The 22,457-nt window shown below is 62.0% G+C and carries 19 protein-coding genes and 1 pseudogene; 14 read left to right on the top strand and 6 right to left on the bottom strand.

What is annotated here, in order from left to right; all coding sequences use genetic code 11:
- The first annotated feature begins 115 nt into the window (after positions 1-115).
- From B3M58_RS12670 to B3M58_RS12680, 3 genes are read left to right on the top strand one after another with little or no spacing between them, the layout of a single operon-like run.
- The gene (locus B3M58_RS12670; RefSeq protein WP_296219581.1) at positions 116-775 is read left to right on the top strand and encodes a paraquat-inducible protein A; all 660 of its coding nucleotides are present in this window, start codon (positions 116-118) and stop codon (positions 773-775) included.
- Complete coding sequence (locus B3M58_RS12675; protein ID WP_296219583.1) at positions 762-1,385, top strand: paraquat-inducible protein A; 624 nt, start codon at positions 762-764, stop codon at positions 1,383-1,385. Before B3M58_RS12670 ends, B3M58_RS12675 begins: the two co-directional genes overlap by 14 nt.
- Positions 1,378-3,678, top strand: coding sequence for an intermembrane transport protein PqiB (locus tag B3M58_RS12680; protein ID WP_296219585.1), 2,301 nt, complete (start codon positions 1,378-1,380; stop codon positions 3,676-3,678). The genes B3M58_RS12675 and B3M58_RS12680 overlap by 8 nt, the downstream gene beginning before the upstream one ends.
- A 53-nt stretch (positions 3,679-3,731) precedes the next feature.
- Here the strand turns inward: B3M58_RS12680 and mksF are convergent, their stop codons facing one another.
- Genes mksF through mksB form a run of 3 tightly spaced genes read right to left on the bottom strand, consistent with a single transcriptional unit; the run spans position 3,732 to position 8,505 of the window.
- Positions 3,732-6,566, bottom strand: coding sequence for an Mks condensin complex protein MksF (mksF, locus tag B3M58_RS12685; RefSeq protein WP_296219586.1), 2,835 nt, complete (start codon positions 6,564-6,566; stop codon positions 3,732-3,734).
- A complete protein-coding gene (mksE, locus tag B3M58_RS12690; RefSeq protein ID WP_296219587.1) occupies positions 6,563-7,258 on the bottom strand; it encodes an Mks condensin complex protein MksE in 696 nt (231 codons plus the stop codon). The genes mksF and mksE overlap by 4 nt, the downstream gene beginning before the upstream one ends.
- The gene (mksB, locus tag B3M58_RS12695) at positions 7,255-8,505 is read right to left on the bottom strand and encodes an Mks condensin complex protein MksB (protein WP_296219588.1); all 1,251 of its coding nucleotides are present in this window, start codon (positions 8,503-8,505) and stop codon (positions 7,255-7,257) included. Before mksB ends, mksE begins: the two co-directional genes overlap by 4 nt.
- 393 nt (positions 8,506-8,898) lie before the next feature.
- On the opposite strand from mksB, the gene B3M58_RS12700 reads away from it, so the two are divergent.
- The 10 genes from B3M58_RS12700 to B3M58_RS12745 all read left to right on the top strand — a co-directional run bounded on the left by B3M58_RS12700 (position 8,899) and on the right by B3M58_RS12745 (position 20,088).
- Entirely contained in the window at positions 8,899-9,996 is a 1,098-nt protein-coding gene (locus B3M58_RS12700) for a DUF6160 family protein (protein WP_296219589.1), read from the top strand.
- Positions 9,997-9,998: 2 nt separating this feature from the next.
- A complete protein-coding gene (locus B3M58_RS12705; RefSeq protein WP_296219591.1) occupies positions 9,999-11,570 on the top strand; it encodes a hypothetical protein in 1,572 nt (523 codons plus the stop codon).
- Positions 11,571-11,581: 11 nt separating this feature from the next.
- Positions 11,582-12,082, top strand: a complete 501-nt coding sequence (locus tag B3M58_RS12710; RefSeq protein WP_296219592.1) for a DUF6160 family protein — start codon at positions 11,582-11,584, stop codon at positions 12,080-12,082.
- Between the two features lie 164 nt (positions 12,083-12,246).
- The gene (locus B3M58_RS12715) at positions 12,247-13,794 is read left to right on the top strand and encodes a 2-isopropylmalate synthase (protein WP_296219594.1); all 1,548 of its coding nucleotides are present in this window, start codon (positions 12,247-12,249) and stop codon (positions 13,792-13,794) included.
- The gene (locus B3M58_RS12720) at positions 13,791-14,594 is read left to right on the top strand and encodes an energy transducer TonB (RefSeq protein WP_296219596.1); all 804 of its coding nucleotides are present in this window, start codon (positions 13,791-13,793) and stop codon (positions 14,592-14,594) included. The genes B3M58_RS12715 and B3M58_RS12720 overlap by 4 nt, the downstream gene beginning before the upstream one ends.
- Positions 14,591-15,043 carry a ribosomal protein S18-alanine N-acetyltransferase gene (gene rimI, locus B3M58_RS12725; protein ID WP_296219598.1) on the top strand — a complete coding sequence of 151 codons (453 nt, stop codon included), beginning with the start codon at positions 14,591-14,593 and terminating at the stop codon, positions 15,041-15,043. Before B3M58_RS12720 ends, rimI begins: the two co-directional genes overlap by 4 nt.
- 204 nt (positions 15,044-15,247) lie before the next feature.
- A complete protein-coding gene (locus B3M58_RS12730) occupies positions 15,248-17,188 on the top strand; it encodes a bifunctional metallophosphatase/5'-nucleotidase (RefSeq protein WP_296219600.1) in 1,941 nt (646 codons plus the stop codon).
- A 13-nt stretch (positions 17,189-17,201) separates the two neighbouring features.
- Positions 17,202-18,446, top strand: coding sequence for a C69 family dipeptidase (locus tag B3M58_RS12735; protein WP_296219601.1), 1,245 nt, complete (start codon positions 17,202-17,204; stop codon positions 18,444-18,446).
- A 76-nt stretch (positions 18,447-18,522) separates the two neighbouring features.
- A complete protein-coding gene (gene can / locus B3M58_RS12740; RefSeq protein WP_296219603.1) occupies positions 18,523-19,167 on the top strand; it encodes a carbonate dehydratase in 645 nt (214 codons plus the stop codon).
- Between the two features lie 9 nt (positions 19,168-19,176).
- Entirely contained in the window at positions 19,177-20,088 is a 912-nt protein-coding gene (locus B3M58_RS12745; protein ID WP_296219605.1) for a DMT family transporter, read from the top strand.
- A gap of 156 nt (positions 20,089-20,244) precedes the next feature.
- Here B3M58_RS12745 and gfa read toward each other — a convergent pair whose 3' ends face one another.
- Positions 20,245-20,823, bottom strand: a complete 579-nt coding sequence (gene gfa / locus B3M58_RS12750) for an S-(hydroxymethyl)glutathione synthase (RefSeq protein ID WP_296219606.1) — start codon at positions 20,821-20,823, stop codon at positions 20,245-20,247.
- Between the two features lie 411 nt (positions 20,824-21,234).
- Here gfa and B3M58_RS12755 point away from each other — a divergent pair.
- Positions 21,235-21,579: pseudogene (locus B3M58_RS12755) on the top strand (tyrosine-type recombinase/integrase); the annotation flags it as partial.
- A 176-nt stretch (positions 21,580-21,755) separates the two neighbouring features.
- Here B3M58_RS12755 and B3M58_RS12760 read toward each other — a convergent pair.
- Positions 21,756-22,004 (bottom strand): hypothetical protein, encoded by a 249-nt coding sequence (locus B3M58_RS12760; RefSeq protein WP_296219607.1) that lies wholly within the window; start codon positions 22,002-22,004, stop codon positions 21,756-21,758.
- A gap of 66 nt (positions 22,005-22,070) precedes the next feature.
- Positions 22,071-22,301 carry a hypothetical protein gene (locus B3M58_RS12765; RefSeq protein ID WP_296219609.1) on the bottom strand — a complete coding sequence of 77 codons (231 nt, stop codon included), beginning with the start codon at positions 22,299-22,301 and terminating at the stop codon, positions 22,071-22,073.
- Positions 22,302-22,457: the final 156 nt, after the last annotated feature.

Here is a 22,457-nt window from a genome sequence, read left to right on the forward strand (position 1 = left end):
TTTGCACTGCAAAAATAATCGCCAACGCAGCGGGGCACCATAAGCGTTTGTGCCCGTCTCACCTGTTGCAGCAAGTGCTCGTCTAGAATATGCCCATCTTTCCGAGAGCTTGTTTATGTCTGATTCAGCTGACCTTCAGCCTCTATCGGAGCTACCTCTAGAGGCGCTGATTGCTTGTCACGAGTGTGATTTGTTGATGCGCAAGCCGGAAGTTGCGCATGGCGAACGCGCCGAGTGCCCGCGCTGCGGATATGAGTTGTACACCCACCGTGATCAAGTGGTGCGACGTAGCTTGGCGTTGGTAATTGCGGCGCTGCTGCTTTACGTCCCAGCTAATTTCCTGCCGATTATGCAACTCAATCTCTTAGGGCAGAGCACTGACGATACGGTGTGGAGTGGTGTGCTGGGCTTGTACAGCAGTGGTATGCAAGGCATCGCGGTGGTGGTTTTCCTCTGCAGTATGGCTGTGCCTTTGCTCAAACTGCTTTGTCAGTTCGCGGTGCTATTGAGTATTCGTCTGGATCTGGGGCGCAGTTATGGCTTGTTGCTCTATCGCATTTATCATCATCTGCGCGAGTGGGGCATGCTTGAGGTCTACCTGATGGGGATTCTGGTTGCCATCGTCAAACTGGTGGATCTGGCTGACGTGAACCTGGGGCTCGGCTTGCTGTGTTTTATTGCCTTGCTTCTTGTGCAGATTTGGCTTGAGGTCACCATGTCGCCTCATCAGATCTGGGAAGCGCTGTCGGGAGAGGACATGCATGCGGGCGATTGATGCGGGACTGCTGATCTGTCATGAGTGCCATCAGTTGAATCGGCAGGAAATCTCCGCGGATAAACAGTTTTGTTCACGCTGCGGTGGCCAATTGCATGTGCGGCGGCCGAACAGCCTGGTGCGCACGTGGGCGTTGCTGCTGACTGCGGCGATTCTGTATATACCGGCCAATTTGCTGCCGATCATGACGGTCAATTCGTTGGGTAAGGGGCAATCCGACACCATCATGTCGGGCGTCATCGAACTGGTGAATTACGGCATGTTGCCGATTGCCGCCGTGGTGTTTATTGCCAGTATTTTAGTGCCGACGTTCAAGCTGGTCGGTATCGCGCTTCTGCTCTACTCGGTGCAGCGTCATCAGCGCATGTCGGCGCGTCAGCGTATTCTCATGTTCCGCTTTATCGAGTGGATCGGGCGTTGGTCGATGTTGGATATTTTCGTCATTGCCATTCTGGTGGCCGTAGTCAATTTCGGCAGCCTGGCGAGCATTGAGCCGGGTATTGGGGCCGTAGCTTTCGCCAGCGTGGTGATTCTGACCATGCTGGCCGCTTTAACTTTTGACCCTCGCTTGCTTTGGGATAACACGGAATCGGATGACGACCATGAATGACCTGCCACTGGCTAAAGTCCGCCCTGCTTCCAACTGGTCGGCCATTTGGGTCCTACCGCTGATTGCCCTGCTGATTGGAGGCTGGCTGGCGTGGCGCGCCTACAGTCAGGCGGGCATTGAAATTCAGGTGATTTTCGAGAGTGGCGAAGGCATCCAGGCAGGTAAAACGGAGATTATCTATAAAGGCATGTCGATTGGTAAGGTCAAAGCCTTGGCCTTGGACGACAGCAAAGAGAGCCCTGGTGTAATTGCCACGGTGGAGATGGAGCAGGATGTTGCGGAACACCTGCGTGAAAACACGCGCTTTTGGCTGGTAAAGCCGAGCGTGAGCCTGGCGGGTATCACCGGGCTGGAAACCTTGGTCTCTGGTAATTACATTGCGATCAGCCCAGGTGCCGGTGAGCGAAGTCTGACGTTCAAGGCGCTCTCCGAGGCGCCGCCGCTGTCGGATGACCGACCAGGCTTGCACCTGATGCTCAAAGCTGAGCGGTTGGGCTCGTTGAACCGCGACAGCCCGGTGTTTTATAAGCAAATTCAGGTAGGCCGGGTGAAGAGCTACGCACTGGCTGCCGATCAGAGCCTGGTTGAGGTGAAGATTTATATCGAGCCGGCCTATGCCAGTTTGGTGCGTAAACATACGCGTTTCTGGAATGCCAGCGGCATCAGCATCGACGCCGACCTGTCGGGCGTCAAACTGCGCAGTGAGTCGTTGGCCAGTATCGTCGCTGGCGGTATCGCCTTCGCGACGCCGGAGCATCGCAGCGACAGCCCGCCGACTGATTCCAGTATTCCGTTCCGCCTCTACGAAGACTTCGATGCGGCGCAGGCCGGGATCAAAGTGCTGGTGAAAATGACCGACTTTGAAGGTTTGCAAGCTGGGCGCACGCCGGTTTTGTATAACGGCATACAAGCCGGCACCTTGAAGACACTGAAGGTCAATGAAAACCTTACGGGCGCTCTGGCAGAGCTGACGCTTGACCCGCGTACCGAAGATTATTTGGTCGAAGGTACGGAGTTCTGGGTGGTTAAGCCGTCGATCTCCCTGGCTGGGATCACCGGTTTGGAAGCGCTGGTGAAAGGTAACTACATTGCCGTACGCCCAGGCGAGAAGGGGGCGGCGGCGAAGCGTGATTTCGAGGCGCGGCCCAAGGCGCCGCCTTTGAACCTCGGAGCGCCTGGTCTGCACTTGGTGTTGTTCAGTGACAACCGCGGTTCCTTGGAGGTGGGTAGCCCGATTCTCTATCGGCAGGTCAAGGTCGGCTCGGTGCAGAGTGTGCAGTTATCGCGCAACGACCAGCAGGTGGCGCTGGGTGTGCACATCGAACCGGAATACGCTCATCTGGTGAACAGTACTACGCGGTTTTGGAATGCCAGTGGCGTGACCTTGAAAGGCAGCTTGTCTGGTGTCGAGGTGAAGAGCGAGTCGCTACAAACCCTGTTGTCCGGTGGTATTGCCTTTGAAACCGTCGACTTGAAAGCCTCTGTCGCAGCCAAGCGAGTACAGCGTTTCAACCTGCATGAAAGTCGCGACATGGCTCTGCAGAGCGGGGTGGAAATCACCATTCAGTTGGAGCGCGGCGATGGCCTGACGCCTGGCACGTCGATTCGCTACAAAGGCCTGGAGGTCGGCAAGGTCGAACGCATCGAGCTGAGTGATGACCTGCAAGCGGTCATTCTGCATGCACGGGTGAACCTGGCGACCCAGCAAATTGCCCGTATCGGTACGCAATTCTGGGTGGTTAAACCGGAGTTGAGCCTGACGCGTGCGGCCAATCTGGAAACCTTGGTCAGTGGTCAATACCTGGAGGTGCTGCCAGCGGATAAGGCCGGCGCCAAACAAACCCATTTCCTCGCTTTGCCCGAGCCGCCGAACCAGGCTGTGCGTGAGCTCGGCTTGCGTTTGGTACTCAGTGCGGCACGCCGTAGTTCGTTGAAGGCTGGTGTGCCGGTGACTTACCGTGAGGTGCCGGTGGGTAAAGTGACGCGCTACGAGCTTGGACCAACTGCGGATCGGGTGCTGATCCATGTCCTGATCGAGCCGCGCTATACCAGTTTGGTGCGCACCGGTAGCCGTTTTTGGAATACCTCCGGCATTGGTGTCGAGGCGGGGTTGTTCAAGGGCGTGAAGGTCCGTAGCGAGTCCCTGGAGACCTTGATCGAGGGCGGAGTAGCCTTCGCTACACCGGAACTGCAGCAGATGGGGTCGCAGGCCCGTCCCGGGCAGACCTTTGCCTTGTTCGACGAGCCGCAGGAAGAGTGGCTGGGGTGGGCGCCGAAGATTGCCCTGCCGTAATCGGTGGATAAAATCAGGGCCGCATTAGCGGCCCTGATTGTTTTAGCGCAGCATCACGCCGGCTCGCTGTCGGCGACTCGGGTGGTGCTACTGGTCTTGGCACTGTCGCGGCGCTGGATATATTTCCAATCCGCTTCGTCGATGTAGATGCCGTTCGGCCCGCTGCCTCCTTCCAGGTCGATGGCCACATGGGCCGAGACCTGCGGTTTCACCGACGCAAGAATCGGCACGAAACCGAGCTGCAGGCTGGTTTCGATCAGCGCCTGCTGGTTCTTCTCGTCGATATCCGCGGCTTCGTCCAGGTAGTAGGGCAGGCGCACCTTGCCGGCCTGGTCGCGGTCCATCAGGTGCAGCAACAGGTACATGTTGGTCAGCGCCTTGATGGTCATGGTGGTGCCGTTCGATGCAGCACCATCGATATCGGTGTGAATCACCGGCTGGCCATGCACCTTGGTGATCTCGAAGGCCAGTTCGAACAGGTCCTTCAAGCCCAGCTGGTTATGGTTGGCCGCCACCAGGCGCGCCAGGTATTCCTTGGCTTCCTCGTTTCGGCTGTCCTGCTCGCTGCTTTGCTGCAGGTCGAACACCGAGAGGGTTTCGCCTTCTTCGTACTGGCCGGCGCTGTGGATGATCTGATCGATATGCTTGAGCGCGTCCTTGTTTGGCGCGAGGACGATGCGGAAGCTCTCTAGGTTGGACACCTGACGCTTGTTGATCTCGCGGTTGAACAGCGCCAGCTGGTGTTCCAGGTTGTCGTAGTCGCTGCGGATATTGCGCAGGGTGCGGGCGATATCGGTGACCGCGGCGCGGCGCGCCTTGGCCAGGGTGATGGCTTCGTCCTGGCGGTGCGCGTAAGCGTTGACCAACAGGTGCAGGCGACGCTCGACGTCGTCTTCGCTGTCGAACTTGGCCACGCCTTTCAGGCGCACCTGGGCATAGAGCGCCTCGATCTGCCCATCGACCCGTTGCAGGCCTTGCCAGGCGTCCTGATAGTCGTTGAGCAGCGGCAGCAGGTTGTCCAGCGAGTCGTCCACCGGGTCGGTAAACGGCGTGCCGAACGGCAGGTTGGCCGGTAACAGTTGGCGGCGGCGCAGGGCGTCTTCCAGGGTGCGCTGCTTGGCTTCCAGATCGGCGAGCTGGCGGCCGACCAGTTGCAGCTTGGCGGACAGCTGCTGCACGCGCTCGGTAAAGGCATCGGAGGCGCGCTTGAGTTCGTCCTGAGCGGCTTCCAGCTGCGCAAGTTGCTCCAGCTTGTCGCTCTCCTCGACGGCCAGGGTTTGACTGCGACGGAAATCTTCCAGGGCTTTCTGCGCATCCAGCACGGCCTGGTAGAACTGCTCGGCCTGGGCCTTGCTCGCGGCGCGGTCGGAGGCGACCGCCTGTTGGGTTTTCAGCTGTTTGTATTCGCGATCCAGACGGTCTTTCTGGTCGCGCAGGGCGGCGCGGTCTGCCAGGGCTTGCAGAGCCGGTGGCTCGATATGGCTGAGGTCGATGGTCAGGCCCGGCACTTCGAAGTGCTCGCCTTTAAAACCATCGAGAATGGCCTCCAGGGATTTGACCCAGGCATCGCCGTCGGCAACCTGAATGCCTTTCTCACCGAGCGGCAGGCTGAACAGCTGGCCGTTAAACAGACGCATCAGGCGGTCGACATCGGCCTGGCTGAACTCTTCGCGCAGGCGCGAGTAGCTGTTGTTGTCGGCGTGCTCGAGTTGCTGCTTCACCGATTTCAGGCGTTTTTCCAGGTCGCGTAGACGCTCATCGAGGTCTTCGGCGGAGAACTGCCGCGACTGTGCTAGGGCCCCGGCCAGTTCGTCGTGGGCATCCTTGGCAGCCAGCAGTTGTTCTTCCAGCACCTTGGCGTCGTTGACCAGGGCGAAGCGGTTTTTCAGAACGGACAGTTCGCCGAGCCAGCGCTGGATCTCGCTGATTTCGCGCTCCATGCGCATCAGCTCCTGGGTGCCGCCGCGTTGTTCGTGCTGCAGGCCGTCCTGCTCGCCGCGGTAGTGCTCGGCCTGGATCACCAGTTCCTCGCGGCGCGCGCCGGCGTAGTCCTGCCAGGTGCCGAGCAGCGAATCGAGCAGGGGCGAGAGGCGATGCAGTTTGCCGCGCAGCAGTTCGCGCTGGGCCACGCCTGCAGCTAAGGCTTCGATCAGTGGGCCGGCGGTAACCAGGGCCTGATAGTCCTGCTCCATGCGCCGCACGTCGCGGAAGGCCTCTTCGGTGGCAGCGATATAGTCGACGCTGCCCGAGCGCAGGCTGTGCTCGAAGGCGTCGAGGAACAGCTGCTTAAGTTTGGCCGCAGTGATCTCACGCATATGCAACAGGTTGATAAACAGCGCGCGGAAGGTCTTCAGGCTCTGTTCGCTGGTGGAACGCAGCGGAATCAGGGTCAGGTCCAGCGGAATCGAGGTATGCCCGCCGACCAGCAGACGGCGCAGTTCCTCGGGTTTCAGCTCGTAGGCCTTGATGCCTTCGCGCTCCAGCGCGTTGAACAGCTCGCGTTGACGCAGGCAGGTACCGTTCTTCTGGTAGTGCTCAAGGTCCAGGGTGCCCTGGTAAGCGAAGAACTGGTGGCCGAAGCCACCACCCGGGCCACGCCCGGCCACGCCAATCACATGGGGGCCGTGGGGCAGCACGACTTCGACCAGGATATAGCTGGTGTCGCTGGCGAAGTAGAACTTGCGCGACTGCTCCAGGCTGTACTTGCCGAAGCTCATGTCGGACATACGCGCCAGAATCGGGAACTGCAAGGCGTTGATCGACGCCGATTTACCGAGGTTGTTGGCCCCGTATACCGACAGCGGGTTTTCCAGGGGAAACAGGCCGAGGCTGTAGCCAGCGGTATTCAGCAGGGCAAAGCGGCGGATGCCGTAGCGTTCCTGGCTCATGCGTCGATCTCCTGGGCTTCACGTTCTTCGGCCATGGCGCGGGCCAGGGCGTCTTCTTCGGATTCGTCCGACTCAACCTCGGCGAGGCTGATAATCTCGTCTTCGGCCTCATCATCCAGCAGCACCGGAGTCGGCAGTGGCAGGGCGCTGTGCAGGGTGGCCGCCAGGTCGCGGTCTTGCTGCACGGAGAGGCAGACGTCGAGGAAGCGGTGCATGGGGGCGAGGAAGCGGTAGATGCCGTTGTCTTCGCTGGCAAAACCGAGCTGGGTCAGGCGACGCATCACCTTTTCCTCCAACTCGTCTTGGGTGGTGACTTCGGCCTGCAGGAACAGGTCCTTGTATTTCTCCAGCAGCGCCGGCAGTTCGTCACGGCCGAGGCTGCCGCCGTCGAGTACGGCCAGCGGGTCACGGCCCTGGTCGGCCAGGTGTTCGACCAAGATGAAGGTGAACAGCGCCAGGCGCTGGGCGGTCTTGTTGACCTGCGCGCCCATCTGTTCCGGCACGAAATAGTAGAAGCCGCGGCTGTCGCAGGTCAGTTCATAGCCCAGCGCCTTGAACAGGCTGCGGTACTGGTCCTGCTGGCTGGCCAGCTGGCTGTAGAGCTCCGGGTTGCTGCGGCTGATGTGGTAGCCCTTGAACAGCTCGCGGAAGATCGGGGCGAGCTGGGTCAGTTCTTTCAGGTCGATATTCATAGGGCGGTGGTCCCGGCCGGCTTGATCAGGGCATAGGAGCTCAGGCTGACCTGATGCTCGCGGGTGAGGTAGTCGCGGCGCTCGAGGCGCTCACGCTGGAAACGGCCATCGCGGGACAGGCGCGAGAACCAGTAGAGCAATTCGTCGGTAGCGCCTTCTGGCTCCTGCTCCAGCAGCCAGACCATCAGGTCCGGCAGCGGTAGGGCCTGTTCGCAGCGCTCGATCATTTCGCGGGCCGTGCGTGGCGCGCGGGGTGCTTCGCCTTTGCGGCTGCTGTGGGCCTTGGGGAACTGCGCCGGCTTGGGTTCGAAACGGGCCAGGGCGTAGACATAAGCCTCGACCTGCGAAGCGGTGCCGAGGAAGGTGCTTTGCGGGCGACTGAACAGCGGCAGGGAAGCCTGCGGCACGGCGTCCAGGCCCTTCTTGCGAATCGCCGCCAGGGCCAACGCCGCGCCACGGGTCACGGCGTTGTGCCGGCGCGCTTCCTCGCGTAGCGGCAGCAGCAGTTCGCGGGCGCGGCGCAGGGTCAACTGGGCGGTGGTCTGCATTTCCAGGATGCGCGCGTGGGTGCGCAGCAGCAGGTCGTCATCCACCAGTTGGCCGAGGCGCTGCTGTTCACCGAGCAGGCGCAGCAGCACGTGTTCGACGCGGTACACACCCTGTTCGAAGGCGCCGTCGGCGGCGACCAGCTGGATCATCGGCTCGACGTATTCGTCCCAGGTGGCCAGCACCTCGGCGTAACGCTGACGCAGCGGGATTTGCCGATCCGAGGTCTTGGCCCGATCGGCCACGGCGACCAGGGCCTGTTCGTCGTTGGCCAGCTTCTTCAGCACGTCGCGCACGCGCATATCCAGCAAGCGCAGCTGGCGCGCCAGATCGGCGGCGTCACGTACCTCGAAGGCGTCCTTGATATAGCCGGCCAGGCGTTCCAGATGGCGCAGGTAGGCTTCGATTTCCAGGCACAGGCCCAGGCGGTGTTCGCGGCGCAGGTAGGCGAGGAAGTCGTGAATCTGCGCGTTCAGCTCGAAGCGATTGGGGCTCTTGGCTACCGGCACCAGGATATCCAGGCGGATCCACTGGTCGAGCAGGGCGGTGATGTCCACCGGCGTGCTGTCCGGCAGCTGCGCGGTGAGCTGGTGGCGCAGCTCCACCAGGCTCAGGGTGCCGGCATCGAAGCGCTCGCACAGCGGCTCGAGCAACGTCCAGTGTTCGGCAAGGGCGCGTAGTACGCGCTTGGGGTCAATCATCGGGGCATCCGCTCCGCGAGCTTTTCGCAAAAAACGCCGATTGTACTGCATCGACCGGCATTCGCCTGAGCCCGAACCGATCAGAGGCGGCAGCGTTCGCGCATTTGCCGCAAGGCGGCAGTTCACGGCTGTGACACGGCGCGCGGCTGGGCCTCAAGGCTTTTGACGGAACACTTGCCGAGCATCCGCCCAGGTTGTTTCGTCAGGGCCGGGCAGTGGGGTGACGGATGTGGCGATGGGTAACAGGCGTTTGCGCCGGGTGTCGCGTCGGGCAAGTATTTGCCGTGGTTTTCTCGACTATGGGTCGGCCCGTTCTGTGCGCGAGCTTTTTATAGTGGCTAGCAAGGGCCGGAGTCTGCAGGACTGCGCCGCCACAAAAATAAGGAACTCGCCATGCGCCCGATCTGTCGCCCTGCCCAACGCCTTCTGTCCCTGCTGTGCGGCGGTTTGTTCGCGTGTACGACGCAGGCCGCCTTGCAGCCGATGGATGACCGTGAACTGGCCGAGGTCACCGGACAGGCGTTGATCACCATGGATGGCCTGACCTATGGCGGCTTCGAGTACACCCGCGTGAACCTGGGCTCCGATATCGATTTGTTGACCAATATCGATGAGCTCCGCCTCGGCAATTACTCGCGCACCGGAGGCGGCACCGCGTCGACGCAGCCTGCGGATATCAGGATCGACAACTTCGCCCTGGGCCGGGTGGACAATGCCAATTCGCCGAATGCCGCCATCGTGCCTTTTCAGATACGCGACCCTTACCTGGAATTCGCCTTCAAGGTGAATGGCCAAGGCGTACGCGAGGTGGCCGGTGTGCGGGTCGGTTTCGGCCGTGCGCGTGGCGACCTGTCCGGCGATATCCGTTCGCTGACCGGGGTGATGCAGGGCAAGATTTACGGGCCGGCCTCGATTGCTTACCAGTATTACCGCGACACCAATGGTTGTGGCTTCCTGGGGCTGGACCCGAACTGTATCGCTTTGAGTTTGGCCGGCGATACCGAGGTGTATGCCGAGGTGGAACTGCTGCAACAGGGCACAGGTGTCACTACCCTCAATGGCCAGCCGATCAACCGCGCGACCCATATCGGTATTCCCAATGGGCAGTCGCTGCAGACCGACGAGACGGGCCTGATCGCCGCGTTGCTACCGACCTTGTCGACCACCAGCGACTGCCAGGCACTGGGCCTGACCACCTGCTTCGCGCTGCTCAACTACAAGAGCATTTTTGTCGGCGACCCGACCAAGCCCGACATCACCCAAGGCGGCGCCCAGGGCATTTTCTTCTCGATGCAGAACCAGAATGTGCCCTGGCAGGACCTGGCCAATACCGGCAAGTTCGTCGATACCCAATCCGGCGCTTTCGCCAACTTCGCCAAGACCGGAGAGGGCGCCAACGCGCTCTACCCGTTCATGATCAACCTGTATGACGCCCTGCGCGGCACCGCCCGTGTGCCGACGTGCATCGGCGGCCAGACCTCGGGGTGCTGAACATGAGCCTGCGCGCGGTGCTGGGGCTGAGCCTGAGCCTGTGGTGCGTCAACGCTGCGGCCATGCAGGTGCTCAGTGACGAGCAGATGGGCGAGGTCAGCGGCGCGGGCGTGGGCTTTTTCATCGATCAATTCTATTACGACCAGGGTACGGCTAGCGCCCGCGTGACCGGCGTCAAGGACAGCCAGGGCAGCCCGCTGCAAATCGATTTCGAGCGCGCCTATATCAAGGGCGAAGGCAGCCAGCGCGGCGCCGTGGATACCGAGGCCACTCTCGGTACGCCGCTGCATCCCTTTACCCTGGGGGTGGTCAGCGGTGCCGCGGCGCCCACTTTGCCGGTCGGCAAGCAAGCGCTTCAGCTCAAGACGCCGACCTACAGCGACCCGCTCAACGATACCCATCAATACGGCATGTGGGCCTATTACCAGGGCTGCCTCTACGGCGAGCCCGGGTGCACCGACCCGAATAAGGCGGTCGGTGTGGTGCAGGCCCAACTGGACCTACTACAAGGCACACGCTCGGCATTACTGGCGAAGTATCAAACGGTCGGCTTCCTGACGCTGAAGCAGGACATCGATGCGGATATGGTGCTGGTGAACCAGCGCAAACAGGTGGTCGAGGCGCGCACGGTCACGTTTCAAGCGGCAAGAGACACCTTCAATTCGACCTATGACGCAGCGCCTGGCAGCTATCGGGGTGGGTTGATCACGTACAACAAACCGGCCAAAGGCGAGACCTATTTTTGCTCGGTCTTCGGCTGCCCCCAGGCCGTCAGGGCTTACAACAACTCGATCGATCCGTTCAACACGTCCAGCACAGCGCTGTTCGAGGCCCAGAAGCAGTTGGGCGAGGCTTGGAACGTCGAGCGTTATGGTGGGTTGACCTTGACCCAGCGGCTCGGCGATTACACCGAATTCAGCATCTTGTGCGGCGCGCCCAGCGCCCAGTCGCCGACCTGCGTGGGTGGCAGCATCAAAAGTACCGAGGATGGCAAGCAGGTGGTGACGGTGGTCGCGGCAACCCTGCAAGCTGGCGGCACTCGGGTCAAAGGCTTGGATGTCGGTATCGAGGCCACTTTCAGCCTGCCCAGCGTCGCCTACAGCAAGGATGGCAACGGCAATATCGTTAAAGGCGCCACCACTACCCGCAGCGATTTTTTCTCGATCAACCTGGAAGGCTTCACCCTCAATGGCGCCTACCTCAACCTGTGGGGCGACAGCGCCGGGTTGCAAGGTGAGGCCAGCTTGCAGGCATATGCCGACAAACTGGTCATCGGTGGCTGTCGCAATTGCACTGACGGCAATCGCGCGGTGGCCAAGAATCTCTACTTCGACATCAATCTCGGTCATGCCAGCTTGCAGCCCTTGAGCTTCTCGGTGCTGGCCGATGGCGAGCTGCGGTTGTTCCTGCCCGGTGTTACCTGGGCCAACCACCAGGCGTTTTACCAGCAGGTACCGAAAAGCAATATCAGCGTCGGCAACCTGAATATCGGTGGCGTCGACCTTGGCTCGCAAGTCGTCCGCGGCATACGGGTGGATTACCTGAATATGCGCACGGTGAACCTGCCGCGATGAGGAGACCCAAGATGCTCGCTAAAGTGACGGTCGTGGTCCTGGCTGCCTGGACCTCGCTGGTATCTGCCGAACTGCGCCCGTTGGGCGAAGAGGAGCTGCAAGGCGTGAGCGGGCAGGCAGGGCTGAGCCTGAGCGCCAGCTTGAATTTTGCCGCGACCCCCAGCCAGACCCGCTGCCCCGGCGGTTGCGGCACGCGGCTGGCGATAAAACCGGCCAACAGCGCCGGTTTTATCGTGTTGGACAATATCCAGGGCACCTTCAGTTTCGAGGGCTTGAGTTTCGACATCGTCACCATCGACAGCGGCTACGGCGGCGATGGCGCGGCCTTCAACGCACCCGCCATGCGCGTGGGGTTGACCAATGCGAGTTTCAGCAATGCACAGTTCACCCTGGCCGGCTCCAACAGCGCCGCGTCAGGTGGGGCGGGCTTCAAACAGACCGATCTGCTGACCTACCAGACCAATGGCGATGTCCGTTTGCAGGGCAATATCTACATTTTCCCTGCTCCCTGAGTCTTCCCGCGGCTTCTGAGCGTGCCGCGCGTGTTGCCGGAAAACCGCGGTAGGCTTTCCGTATGCCCGGTTTCACGCCACAATTCCTCAATTGAGTGCTCCGTCAGCGGGCACTTACTGCCTGAGCCCCGCGGCATGCATGCCGGGGCCGTGAGGAGCCGAGCATGAGCAGCAACGACCGCGTCATTATTTTCGATACCACCCTGCGCGACGGCGAACAGAGCCCCGGCGCGTCGATGACCGGTGAAGAAAAGCTGCGCATCGCCAAGGCCCTGGAGCGCCTGCGTGTCGATGTGATCGAAGCCGGCTTCGCCATCGCCAGCCCCGGCGACTTCGCGGCGGTCAAGGCGATTGCCGACAATATCAAGGACAGCACCGTGTGCAGCCTGTCGCGGGCGCTGGACGCCGATATCGACCGCGCCGCCGAAGCCCTCAAGGGGGCCAACTCTGGGCGTATCCATACCTTTATTGCTACCAGCCCGATTCATATGCAGTACAAGCTGCGCATGCAGCCGGACCAGGTGGTGGCGCAGGCGGTGCATGCGGTCAAGCGTGCGCGCAACCTGTGCAGCGATGTGGAGTTTTCCTGCGAGGATGCCGGCCGTTCGGAAATCGATTTCCTCTGCCGCATCATCGAAGCCGCCATCGATGCCGGGGCGCGCACCATCAATATTCCCGACACCGTTGGCTACGCGATTCCGCATCAGTACGCCGAGACCATTCGCCAGCTGCTCAACCGCGTACCCAATGCCGACAAGGCGGTGTTCTCAGTGCATTGCCACAACGATCTGGGCCTGGCCGTGGCCAACTCCCTGGCGGCGGTGGTGGCTGGTGCACGTCAGGTCGAGTGCACCATCAACGGTCTCGGCGAGCGTGCCGGCAACGCCGCGCTGGAAGAGATCGTCATGGCGATCAAGACCCGCGAAGACCTGCTCGGTGTGCACACGCGCATCGACACCCCGCATATTCTCAGCACCTCGCGCATGGTCTCCGGCATCACCGGTTTCCCGGTGCAGCCGAACAAGGCCATAGTCGGGGCCAACGCCTTCGCCCACGAGTCGGGCATCCACCAGGATGGAGTGCTCAAGCACCGCGAAACCTACGAAATCATGTCGGCGCAGTCGGTTGGCTGGCACACCAACAAGATGGTCATGGGCAAGCACTCCGGGCGCGCCGCGTTTCGCTCGCGTCTGGACGAGCTGGGTATCGTGCTGGCCGGTGAGGCGGAGCTGAACGCCGCGTTCGCCCGCTTCAAGGAGCTGGCCGACAAGAAGCACGAGATCTTTGACGAAGACTTGCAGGCGCTGGTCTCCGACACCCTGGCCGAGGAAGCTCCGGAGCACTTCAAGCTGGTCACCCTGGAAGTGGCGAGCAAGACCGGCGAAGTGCCGCAGGCCAAGTTGGTGGTGAGTGTCGATGGTGTCGAGCAGCATGCCGAGGCCCAGGGCTCCGGCCCGGTGGATGCGACCTTCAAGGCCATCGAATCGATTGCCAGCTCCGATTCCAGCCTGCAGCTGTACTCGGTGAATGCCATCACCCAGGGCACTGACTCCCAGGGCGAGGTCACCGTGCGCCTGGAGAAGGCCGGGCGCATCGTCAATGGCAATGGCGCCGACACCGATATCCTGGTGGCATCCGCCAAGGCCTATATCAACGCGCTGAACCTGATGCAGGCCGGGCAAAAGGCGCATCCACAGGTGGCTGACGTTTGATGGCAGAACTGCGTCGCCGTGCGTATTTAAGTGCCATGCAGGTGGCCAGTTGGCTGCCGCGTGTGGAGTTGCCGTTCGCGGCGCCTTCGCGCCCGGAATTGCTGGCGCCGCCTGAGCTGCCCGAGCCCGCTGTCTCGGTATCGCCGGCTGTGGCACCGCCCGCTGCCGCCGAGAGCCGCGTAGTGCCGCCGCCCGCACCGCCCAGCGAGCGTCCGCGAATCGACGTGCCACGGCCCACGGGCGTTGTGCGCAATGCCAAGGTCGCAGACGGCGAAGCGCTAGCCGAGACGCTAACGCCGAAAGAAACGCCGGTGGCGCCGCCGCGTTTTTCCCTGCAATTGTTGCGGGCCGGTCACTGCATGCTGTTGGTCGAGTTGCCCACCGGCGAGCCCATGCAACGGCGCGATCCGGCTTATCTGCTGTTGAAGGACCTACTGCGCGCCGCCGGTTTGCCAGACAGCCCGCAATTGATCGGCGAACCGGTGCGCTGGCCGCTGCTGGTACGCGGCAGCATGGATCAGGGCCCGCAGGCGGCCCTGGAGTTCGTACAGAGCTTCATCGGTGCGCGCCTGGAGGAGCAGGACCCTTGTAGTTGTCTGTGGTTGGTCGGTTTGCCGGCGATTCGCTTTGCCGGCGATGCCGACGCCGAGGCTTACAACCGCGAGTTGCAGATCGACGGCTTGGGCGCCGCCTGGGCGCTACCGGGGCTGGAGTTGTTGATGGACGAGCCGGCACGCAAGGCCGAGTTGTGGCAAGCCATGCGCCGCGTGCGCCAGCGTTGGATGAGTCAGCCTGAATGAGTGATGCGATTTCCTTTCGCCCGATGACCGAGGCGGATATCGATACGGTGGTGAAGATCGAATACGCGGCGTTCAGCCATCCCTGGACACGCGGCATCTTCCTCGACAGCCTCAAGTCGTACGACTGCTGGCTGATGTTCGAGGGCAACCAGCAGGTTGGCCATGGGGTGATCAATGTGATCATCGACGAGGCGCATCTGCTGAATATCACCGTCAAGCCGGAAAGCCAGGGCCGCGGTCTGGGCCTGCGTCTGCTGGAATACCTGATGCAGCGTGCGATGCAGCTCAAGGCTGGCGAGTGCTTCCTTGAAGTGCGTGCCAGCAATCAATCGGCTTATCGCCTGTATGAGCGCTACGGCTTCAATGAAGTCGGTCGCCGGCGCGACTATTACCCCGCCGTCGGCGGCCGTGAAGATGCCTTGGTCATGGCCTGCACCCTGATCGATTGATGCTTGATCCGCAGGCGGCCCCTGGCGGGTAGACCTGCGTTTAACCGTGCAAGCGCCCGCGTCCGGCGCCGCCTCGCCACCGCGCGGTCTGACACCATCGGCTACCGTCTGCGGCGTCATTCGCCGCTGTGCTGCCCGCAGGCGTAGCGCATACTGCGCGGCTCGACCCCAGCGGTTGCCCCGCCTCTTGCTCAAGGATGTGCCATGCGTGCGTTTCACCTCGCGCTTACCCTGTTCTGTCTGCTCGCCGCGTGCCAGGTTATGAGCGCCGAGCGCAGTTTCACCATCCTGCACACCAACGATTGGCAGTCGCGCCTGCTTGGGTTCGGCCCGAACAACGAATACAGCCCGGCCACGCTGAACGACGACGACACGGTCGGCGGCGTGGCACGCCTGGCCACCCTGCTCCAGGCCCGTCGCGCGGCGGCGGGCGAGCAGCCGGTATTGTTGCTCGACGGTGGCGACTTCAGCATGGGCACGCTGTTCCATACCGTCACCCGGGAGATCGGCGGCGAGCTGCGCTTGCTCAGCGAGCTGGGTTACGACGCCGCGACGCTCGGCAACCATGAATTCGATTTCCGCCCGGCCGGCCTCGCGGCGATGATCAGCGCCGCGCACCGCGCCAAAGGCGATGCCCTGCTGCCGCTGCTGTCGAGCAACCTGCGCTTCGACCCCGCGCACCAGGCTGACGACAGCCTACAGGCGCACGCCGACGCCGGACGCATCCTGCCGTACAAGGTGATCGACAAGGGCGGCATCCGTTTCGGCCTGTTTGGCTTGCTCGGTAACAACGCCGTGGCGGTCAGCCCGATGATCAAACCGCTGACCTTTGCCGACCCGGTCGCCACCGCCCAGGCCATGGTGAAAACCCTGCGCGAGGTGGAGAAGGTCGATGTGGTGATCCTGCTCTCGCACATGGGCGTGGTGCAGCAGGAGGATGGCAGCTGGCGCGGCGAGGAAGTCGAGTTGGTCGAGCAGGTGCCGGGCATCGACATCGTCGTCGGTGGCCATTCGCACACCGCTTTGCCGCAGCCGGTGCTGGTCAACGGCCGCACCCCGGTGATGCAGGCCGGTTCAGAAATCCAATACCTGGGCGAGCTGCGCATGCGGCTGGATGCTGACAGCAGGCCGCAGCTGCTCGACTACCATTTGCACCCGCTGAATGATCAGACCCTCGGCGATACCGCGATCACCGCCCAGGTCGAGGATTTCAAGAGGGTGGTCAGTGAGCGCATGCTGGCGCCCAAGGGCTATCAATTCGACCAACCGCTGGCCAAGGTGAACAAAACCCTGACCCGGGAGTTCGACGATCCAGTCCTCGCCAACCTGGTCACCGATGCCCTGCGCCACGCCACGGGCAGCGACCTGTCGTTCACCGGCAACGGCACCATTCGCGACAACCTGATGCGCGGTCGCCATGGCGTGCAGAACGTCTCCGATCTGTTCCGCATTGCCCCGTTGGGCATTGGCGAGTTCGACCAGGCGCCGGGGTATCCGCTGATCAAGGTGTACGTCACTGGCCAGGAGTTGAAAAATATTCTGGAAGTGCTGCTGCTCGCTTATCAACTGCGCGAAAGCCGCAGTTATTACCCGCGCGTTTCCGGCCTGCGCTTTAGCTATAACCCTTACCGCGTGCCGTTCGACCGGATCAGCCGCATCGAAATCGGCGACGCCCAGCGCGGTTATCAGGCGCTCGATTTGCAGGACCCGCGGTTGTACAGCATCGGCGCCACCAGCTACGTCGGCAGTTTTACCTGGCTGATTGCCGACCTGAGCAAAGGCCTGCTCAGCGTGCAGCCCAAGGATGCTCAGGGGCGGCCGCTGGCCGAGATCAAGGCGGCGATCATCGACACCGATCCGCAGCAGCCTGGGGTACAGGAATACAAGGAATGGCAGGGCCTGCTCGATCATATTGGTAGCCTGCCGGATACAGATGCTGACGGTTTGGCCGATATCCCGACCGACGGTGCGGCGGCCGAACAGCGTATGCTGCGTGAGCCGAGCCTGCACCCTGGCGATTTGTATCGCTACGCCGGGCCTTTGCAGTGGGGCGTCAGCCTGGTGTTGTTGGCCGGGTTGTTGTTGATCGCCTGGTTGCTCCGCCGCGCGGCGCGGCAGTGGGCTCAGCGGCGGAGCACTCAATAAGGAAGAGCGTCCAATGTGCGACACCTTGGTTCTACGCAGTCACGGACAGACATGGTTCGCCAAGAACAGTGACCGCGAAGCCGCCGAGCCGCAGCGTCTGATTCGCTTGCCCGAGGTGCGTGGCGACCGCGCGCCGCTGCTGCTCACCAGTTACCTGCAAATCCCGCAGACCGCCGACCGGCATGCATTGATCCTCAGCCAGCCAAGTTGGCTGTGGGGCGGCGAGATGGGCGTCAACGAGCACGGCGTGGCCATCGGCAACGAGGCGGTGTTCACCAAGTTGACGCAGAAGAAGGGCGCGGCGCTGCTCGGCATGGACCTGCTGCGCCTGGGGCTGGAGCGCGGTGCCACGGCGCGCGAAGCCCTCGAAGTGATCATCGAGCACCTGCAAGCCTACGGCCAGGGCGGTGCGGCGGGTTACCGCAACAAGGCCTACCGCTATGACAACAGCTTCCTGATTGCCGACCCCACCGAAGCCTGGGTGTTGGAAACCGCCGGCCACCTGTGGGCCGCCAAGCGCGTCGAACGCTGGGCGATTTCCAATGCACTGAGCCTCGCTCATGAGTTCGACCTGCACAGCCCGCGTCTGCATGACCAAGCGCGGCGCCTGGAGTGCTGGGACGGCAAGGGCGACTTCCATTTTGCCCGCGCCTTCGACACGCGCTGGCTACCCTGGATCGGTGGCGCCCATCGGCGTCAGGCGCAAAACCAGCAGTTTCTCAGCGCCTGTGCGAGCAGTGCGGATGCCGCCAGTTTGATCCAGGCCTTGCGTCATCACGGCGAGCAAGGCGAAGACTTCGCCCGTCACAACAACCGCCAGGTGTGCATGCATGCCGGGCGCTTCTGGCGGCCTGCGCAAACCACCGCGAGTTTGTTGGCACATCTGCAACCGGAGGCGCTGGCGATTGCCGCAACTGGCACGTCCGCACCTTGCCTGAGCCTGTTCCAGCCGCTGAATTTTACCGCCAGTGCCGGCGCCGCCCTGCTGAGCGACCCGCTGGCGCCGATCGAAGACAGCCTGTGGTGGCGTTTCGAGGCCGTGCATCGGCGCAGCCTGGGCGATGCGGATTTTCGTCAGGCGCTGCACGCCAGCCGCGACCAACTGGAGCCGAGCCTGTTGCAGGCATTGCAGCAGCCGCAACCGGATTGGGCGCAATTGAGCGAGCGTGCCGCCCACTGGCATCGGCATTGGCAAGCCGAGGCACACGCCGCGCGACCGCGCTTGAGTCGCTGGTGGCAGCATCGCGCACGGCTGTGACCAGGGCGAAAAGTGGCTTGTCAAAAGTCACACGCGCTCCGTATGGTGCGCATCGGCATTTTTCGGAGCGAACCGCATGAGCGATCTACAACACCTCTTCGACAATAACGCGCGCTGGGCCGAAGCGATCAAGGAAGAAGACCCGGAATTCTTCGCCAAACTGGCCAAGCAGCAAGTCCCGGAATACCTGTGGATTGGCTGCTCCGATGCGCGGGTGCCGGCCAACGAAATTGTCGGCCTGCTGCCGGGCGATCTGTTCGTGCACCGCAACGTCGCCAACGTCGTGCTGCACACCGACCTCAACTGCCTGTCGGTGATCCAGTACGCGGTCGATGTGCTCAAGGTCAAACACATCCTGGTCACTGGCCACTATGGCTGCGGCGGCGTGCGCGCCTCGATGCAGAACACCCAGTACGGCCTGATCGACGGCTGGCTGCGCTCGATCCGCGACCTCTACTACGAACACCGCGACCACCTGGCGCAATTGCCGAGCGAGGAAGAGCGGGTCGACCGTCTATGTGAGTTGAACGTGATCCAGCAGGTGGCCAACGTCAGCCACACCACCATCGTGCAGAACGCCTGGCACCGTGGGCAGGAGCTGTCGGTGCACGGCTGCATCTACGGCATTCAGGACGGCCGCTGGAAGAACCTCAACGTCACGGTCAGCGGCATGGAACAACTGCCGCCGCAATACCGCCTGCGTCCGCTTGGGCAGAACTAAGGGTTACCGATGACCGATCGCTCCCGCCAATTGGCCATCGCCGGTGTGTTGCTGGCCGTACTCTGCTGGGCCGGCAACGCTCTGGTGGCGCGGGCCTTTGTCGGCGAGATCCCGCCGTTCGCGCTGGCCTTCTGGCGCTGGAGCCTGGCCCTGCTGCTGGTGCTGCCCTTTGTCGCCCGCCCATTGTGGCGCCACCGCGCGGACCTGCTGCGCGCCGGTTGGCGCCTGCCGCTGATCGCCGGGCTGGGTATCGCCGGTTACAACTCACTGCTCTACAGCGCGGCGCAAACCACCGCAGCGATCAACATTACTCTGGTCAACACCTGCATCCCGTTGATGACTTTCATCGGCGCCGGCCTGCTGCTCGGCGAATGGCCGGCGCGCCGCACTTGGTGGGGCATGGCCCTGGCCGTGCTGGGCTTGCTGGTGCTGATCACCCAGGGGCAGTGGAGCACCCTGGCTAACCTATCGTTTAATCGCGGCGACCTGATCATGCTGCTCGCCGTCACCGATTGGGCGCTGTACACCGTGCTCCTGCGTCGCTGGGCCAGCTACCTGATGCCCATCCCGCCGCTGGCCATGCTCGGCATCTTCATGCTACTCGGCGTACCGCTGATCCTGCCGTTGTACCTGTTTGAACTGGCCGCTGGCGCGCAACTCGTCGTCACCCCCGCCACCCTCGGCGCCATCGCCTACACCGCGGTATTCGCCTCGCTGGTGGCCTACCTCGGTTGGAATCACGGGGTCAAAATCCTCGGTGCTGCCAAGGCCTCCATGGCCAACTACCTGATGCCGGTATTCACCGCCATCCTCGGCTGGTTACTGCTCGATGAAGGTCTGCAACTGTTCCACTGGCTGGGCGGGGCATTGATCTTTGCCGGCTTGTTGCTGGCGACGCAGCGTGGGCCGACGCGTACGTGAGCGGAGAAGGGCTGCCGTTTGCCGGCGCCACCCCCCTTTGCCGCACAGGGCCGATGTGCTAGCTGGGGAGCGCCAGTGCTGTGATGCGGCGATAGCAAGCCGCGGGAGCGCGTGCGCCCCCGTGCGCCCAGCAGTGGCCTTGAACCTGGCCGCTCGTCAGGATTTCAGCGCACCGGAGGCTTTCGCGATGTGCGTCGCGATCATGTCCATCAACTCCGGCGACAGGCAGTCATAAGGTTCCAGACCGAGTGCTTTCAACCGTGCACGGACAGCGCCCATCATGGCTGGGTCGGCACCGGACTCGATAACCGATGACACGAACGCGGCGAATTGTGGCGCTGACCACCCCTTCTCCGACGACAGCTCGGTGTGGATGAAATCGAATCCGTAAAGGGGGTGTGCGGTGTTCTCGATGCGCCCATACATGTGCACGCCGCATTGGCTGCAGGCATGCCGCTGGATGGTGGCTTTGGGGTCGATCACCGTCAGCTTTTCGGCATGCTCGATGACCCTGAGCTTCGTGCGCGGCACCACCGCGGCGATGGAAAACATTGCACCTTTGGGCTTCCAGCATTTGGTGCAACCACAGGCATGGTTGTAAGCCGATTGCGAGTCGACCTTTACCTTGATCGGGTTCTGAGCACAGTGACAGGCGAGAGTGCCGCCTGAAAAGCCATCGGCTCCCGCTTGGATACCGTTGTCGATCGACGGATGAAGCGAAAATGCGCTAGTCATACCCACCTCCCTAGCAGTCAATACGAGGAGAAGGGCCCGGGTAGCTGCAAGAATTCTCGGGTCGGAATATAAGCGTAGCAGCGGGCGTTCAGCCTGCGCTGTTCGCCGCGCGGATCTGCTCGGTGGTGTCAATAATTGCGTTGATTTCAGCTGGCGGGGTCATGGCCGGCTCAATCCTTGGGAGGTCTGAAAGCGCTCAGTCGCCACTCTGTAGTCACTGGCGCAAACAAAAAAGGGCTTAGCTTTCGCTAAACCCTTGTTTTGTTTGGTGGTACGCAGTCATTTGAACTGGTTAGTTAAGTAACTGTTTTTTATTGATTAAGTTCTTTGTTTTTTTTAGGCATACATCAGGGCATACACGGCGCTGCTTGCTGGAGTGTTTTCGCATGTTTTCCAGCGCCGGAAACGCCTCACGAAATCACCGGCAAGTACCCGCTGGTCTTCGCCTGCCGGCACGACACCAGCCACCCCATGAGCGAGAACACGGTCAACCTGGCGCTGCAGTCGCTTGGCTACAAGGATCGCCAGACCGGCCATGGCTTCCGCCACCTACTGAGCACCGAACTGAACGGCCGTGGCTACAACCGCGACTGGATCGAGCGCCAACTCGCCCATGGCGATCAGGACGAGATCCGCGACACCTACAACCACGCCACCTACCTGCCGCAGCGAGAAGTCATGATGCAAGAGTGGGCCGACTTGATCGACGCACTGTGCGCGGGGGCTAATGTGGTAGACATCAGGCGCAAGGCATAACCACCGGTAAACACGGAGGCCACCCTATAGAGGGGTGCTTTATCCGTGACAACGCGACAAGCCACGCCATTGCTGGGCTGTAGCGTTTTTCTATCCGCGACATCCACCACCCTGTCGCGGATAGAAAAACGCCAAAGGCCGCATGGCCTCTGGCTTGTCACGCTGTCGCGGATGAATCAGGCTGGTAAAACCCTGGAGAATCGGTAGCACGGCACTTCAGGCTCACCCGGCAGGTAACCAGCCAGGCGATACTCCCAGACCTCAGTTGACGGCAAGCGTCCTATCAGGCTCACCATAGGCAACCCGGACGAAGGCTCGTAGTCACGCCCCACCGCAATGCGAATTGTCTCCTCAGGGCTGTTCATCGGGTAGTCTCGATCCACCTCGGCAAGGCGACCAGGGGTGTAGCGGATGCGGATTTTCATGCTGCGTACTCCAGTCAACGCGCTCAACTGCGCGTTACGGAAGCTATTCCAGAATGCAAGCCGGGGCTATTCAGCCAGGGTTGAGCTGCTATTCACGCCCCAGCCCTGAGCCTGTCCAAATGAGGCTGAGAGGTCGCCGTTGTTGGTGCCGCGGTACTGACGCAGCAGCCCCAGCAGAACTTTCAGTGCACCGCCGGATAGCGCCCGGAAGTCTTCGCTGTCCATCACCAGATGAGGCAAGGCTGCAAAGCTTCCAGACGGATTTCGTCCCTTTGATTTTCTAAGGCTGCGTGCCACGGCCATTCCCCGTAGCTTTATTCGGGCCGGCCGATCCCATCGGTGCAAAGGCACCGTTTTCAATTCGCATGGGGTTACTCCCTGGGCTTGGCGGCTAAGGCCAGTCGTCGTGGTTCCGATGCCAGGGCGTCATACTGAATAGCCCCGGATTCCCTA

Origin of the sequence: Pseudomonas sp. UBA2684 (assembly GCA_002354655.1) — a bacterium.
Lineage (GTDB): Bacteria > Pseudomonadota > Gammaproteobacteria > Pseudomonadales > Pseudomonadaceae > Aquipseudomonas.

Excerpts from the sequence above, each read along its gene's own strand:
- B3M58_RS12670 (WP_296219581.1), top strand. The coding sequence starts at position 116 with ATGTCTGATTCAGCTGACCTTCAGCCTCTATCGGAGCTACCTCTAGAG.
- B3M58_RS12675 (WP_296219583.1), top strand. The coding sequence starts at position 762 with ATGCGGGCGATTGATGCGGGACTGCTGATCTGTCATGAGTGCCATCAG.
- B3M58_RS12680 (WP_296219585.1), top strand. The coding sequence starts at position 1,378 with ATGAATGACCTGCCACTGGCTAAAGTCCGCCCTGCTTCCAACTGGTCG.
- mksF (WP_296219586.1), bottom strand. The coding sequence starts at position 6,566 with ATGAGCCAGGAACGCTACGGCATCCGCCGCTTTGCCCTGCTGAATACC.
- mksE (WP_296219587.1), bottom strand. The coding sequence starts at position 7,258 with ATGAATATCGACCTGAAAGAACTGACCCAGCTCGCCCCGATCTTCCGC.
- mksB (WP_296219588.1), bottom strand. The coding sequence starts at position 8,505 with ATGATTGACCCCAAGCGCGTACTACGCGCCCTTGCCGAACACTGGACG.
- B3M58_RS12700 (WP_296219589.1), top strand. The coding sequence starts at position 8,899 with ATGCGCCCGATCTGTCGCCCTGCCCAACGCCTTCTGTCCCTGCTGTGC.
- B3M58_RS12705 (WP_296219591.1), top strand. The coding sequence starts at position 9,999 with ATGAGCCTGCGCGCGGTGCTGGGGCTGAGCCTGAGCCTGTGGTGCGTC.
- B3M58_RS12710 (WP_296219592.1), top strand. The coding sequence starts at position 11,582 with ATGCTCGCTAAAGTGACGGTCGTGGTCCTGGCTGCCTGGACCTCGCTG.
- B3M58_RS12715 (WP_296219594.1), top strand. The coding sequence starts at position 12,247 with ATGAGCAGCAACGACCGCGTCATTATTTTCGATACCACCCTGCGCGAC.
- rimI (WP_296219598.1), top strand. The coding sequence starts at position 14,591 with ATGAGTGATGCGATTTCCTTTCGCCCGATGACCGAGGCGGATATCGAT.
- B3M58_RS12730 (WP_296219600.1), top strand. The coding sequence starts at position 15,248 with ATGCGTGCGTTTCACCTCGCGCTTACCCTGTTCTGTCTGCTCGCCGCG.
- B3M58_RS12735 (WP_296219601.1), top strand. The coding sequence starts at position 17,202 with ATGTGCGACACCTTGGTTCTACGCAGTCACGGACAGACATGGTTCGCC.
- can (WP_296219603.1), top strand. The coding sequence starts at position 18,523 with ATGAGCGATCTACAACACCTCTTCGACAATAACGCGCGCTGGGCCGAA.
- B3M58_RS12745 (WP_296219605.1), top strand. The coding sequence starts at position 19,177 with ATGACCGATCGCTCCCGCCAATTGGCCATCGCCGGTGTGTTGCTGGCC.
- gfa (WP_296219606.1), bottom strand. The coding sequence starts at position 20,823 with ATGACTAGCGCATTTTCGCTTCATCCGTCGATCGACAACGGTATCCAA.
- B3M58_RS12760 (WP_296219607.1), bottom strand. The coding sequence starts at position 22,004 with ATGAAAATCCGCATCCGCTACACCCCTGGTCGCCTTGCCGAGGTGGAT.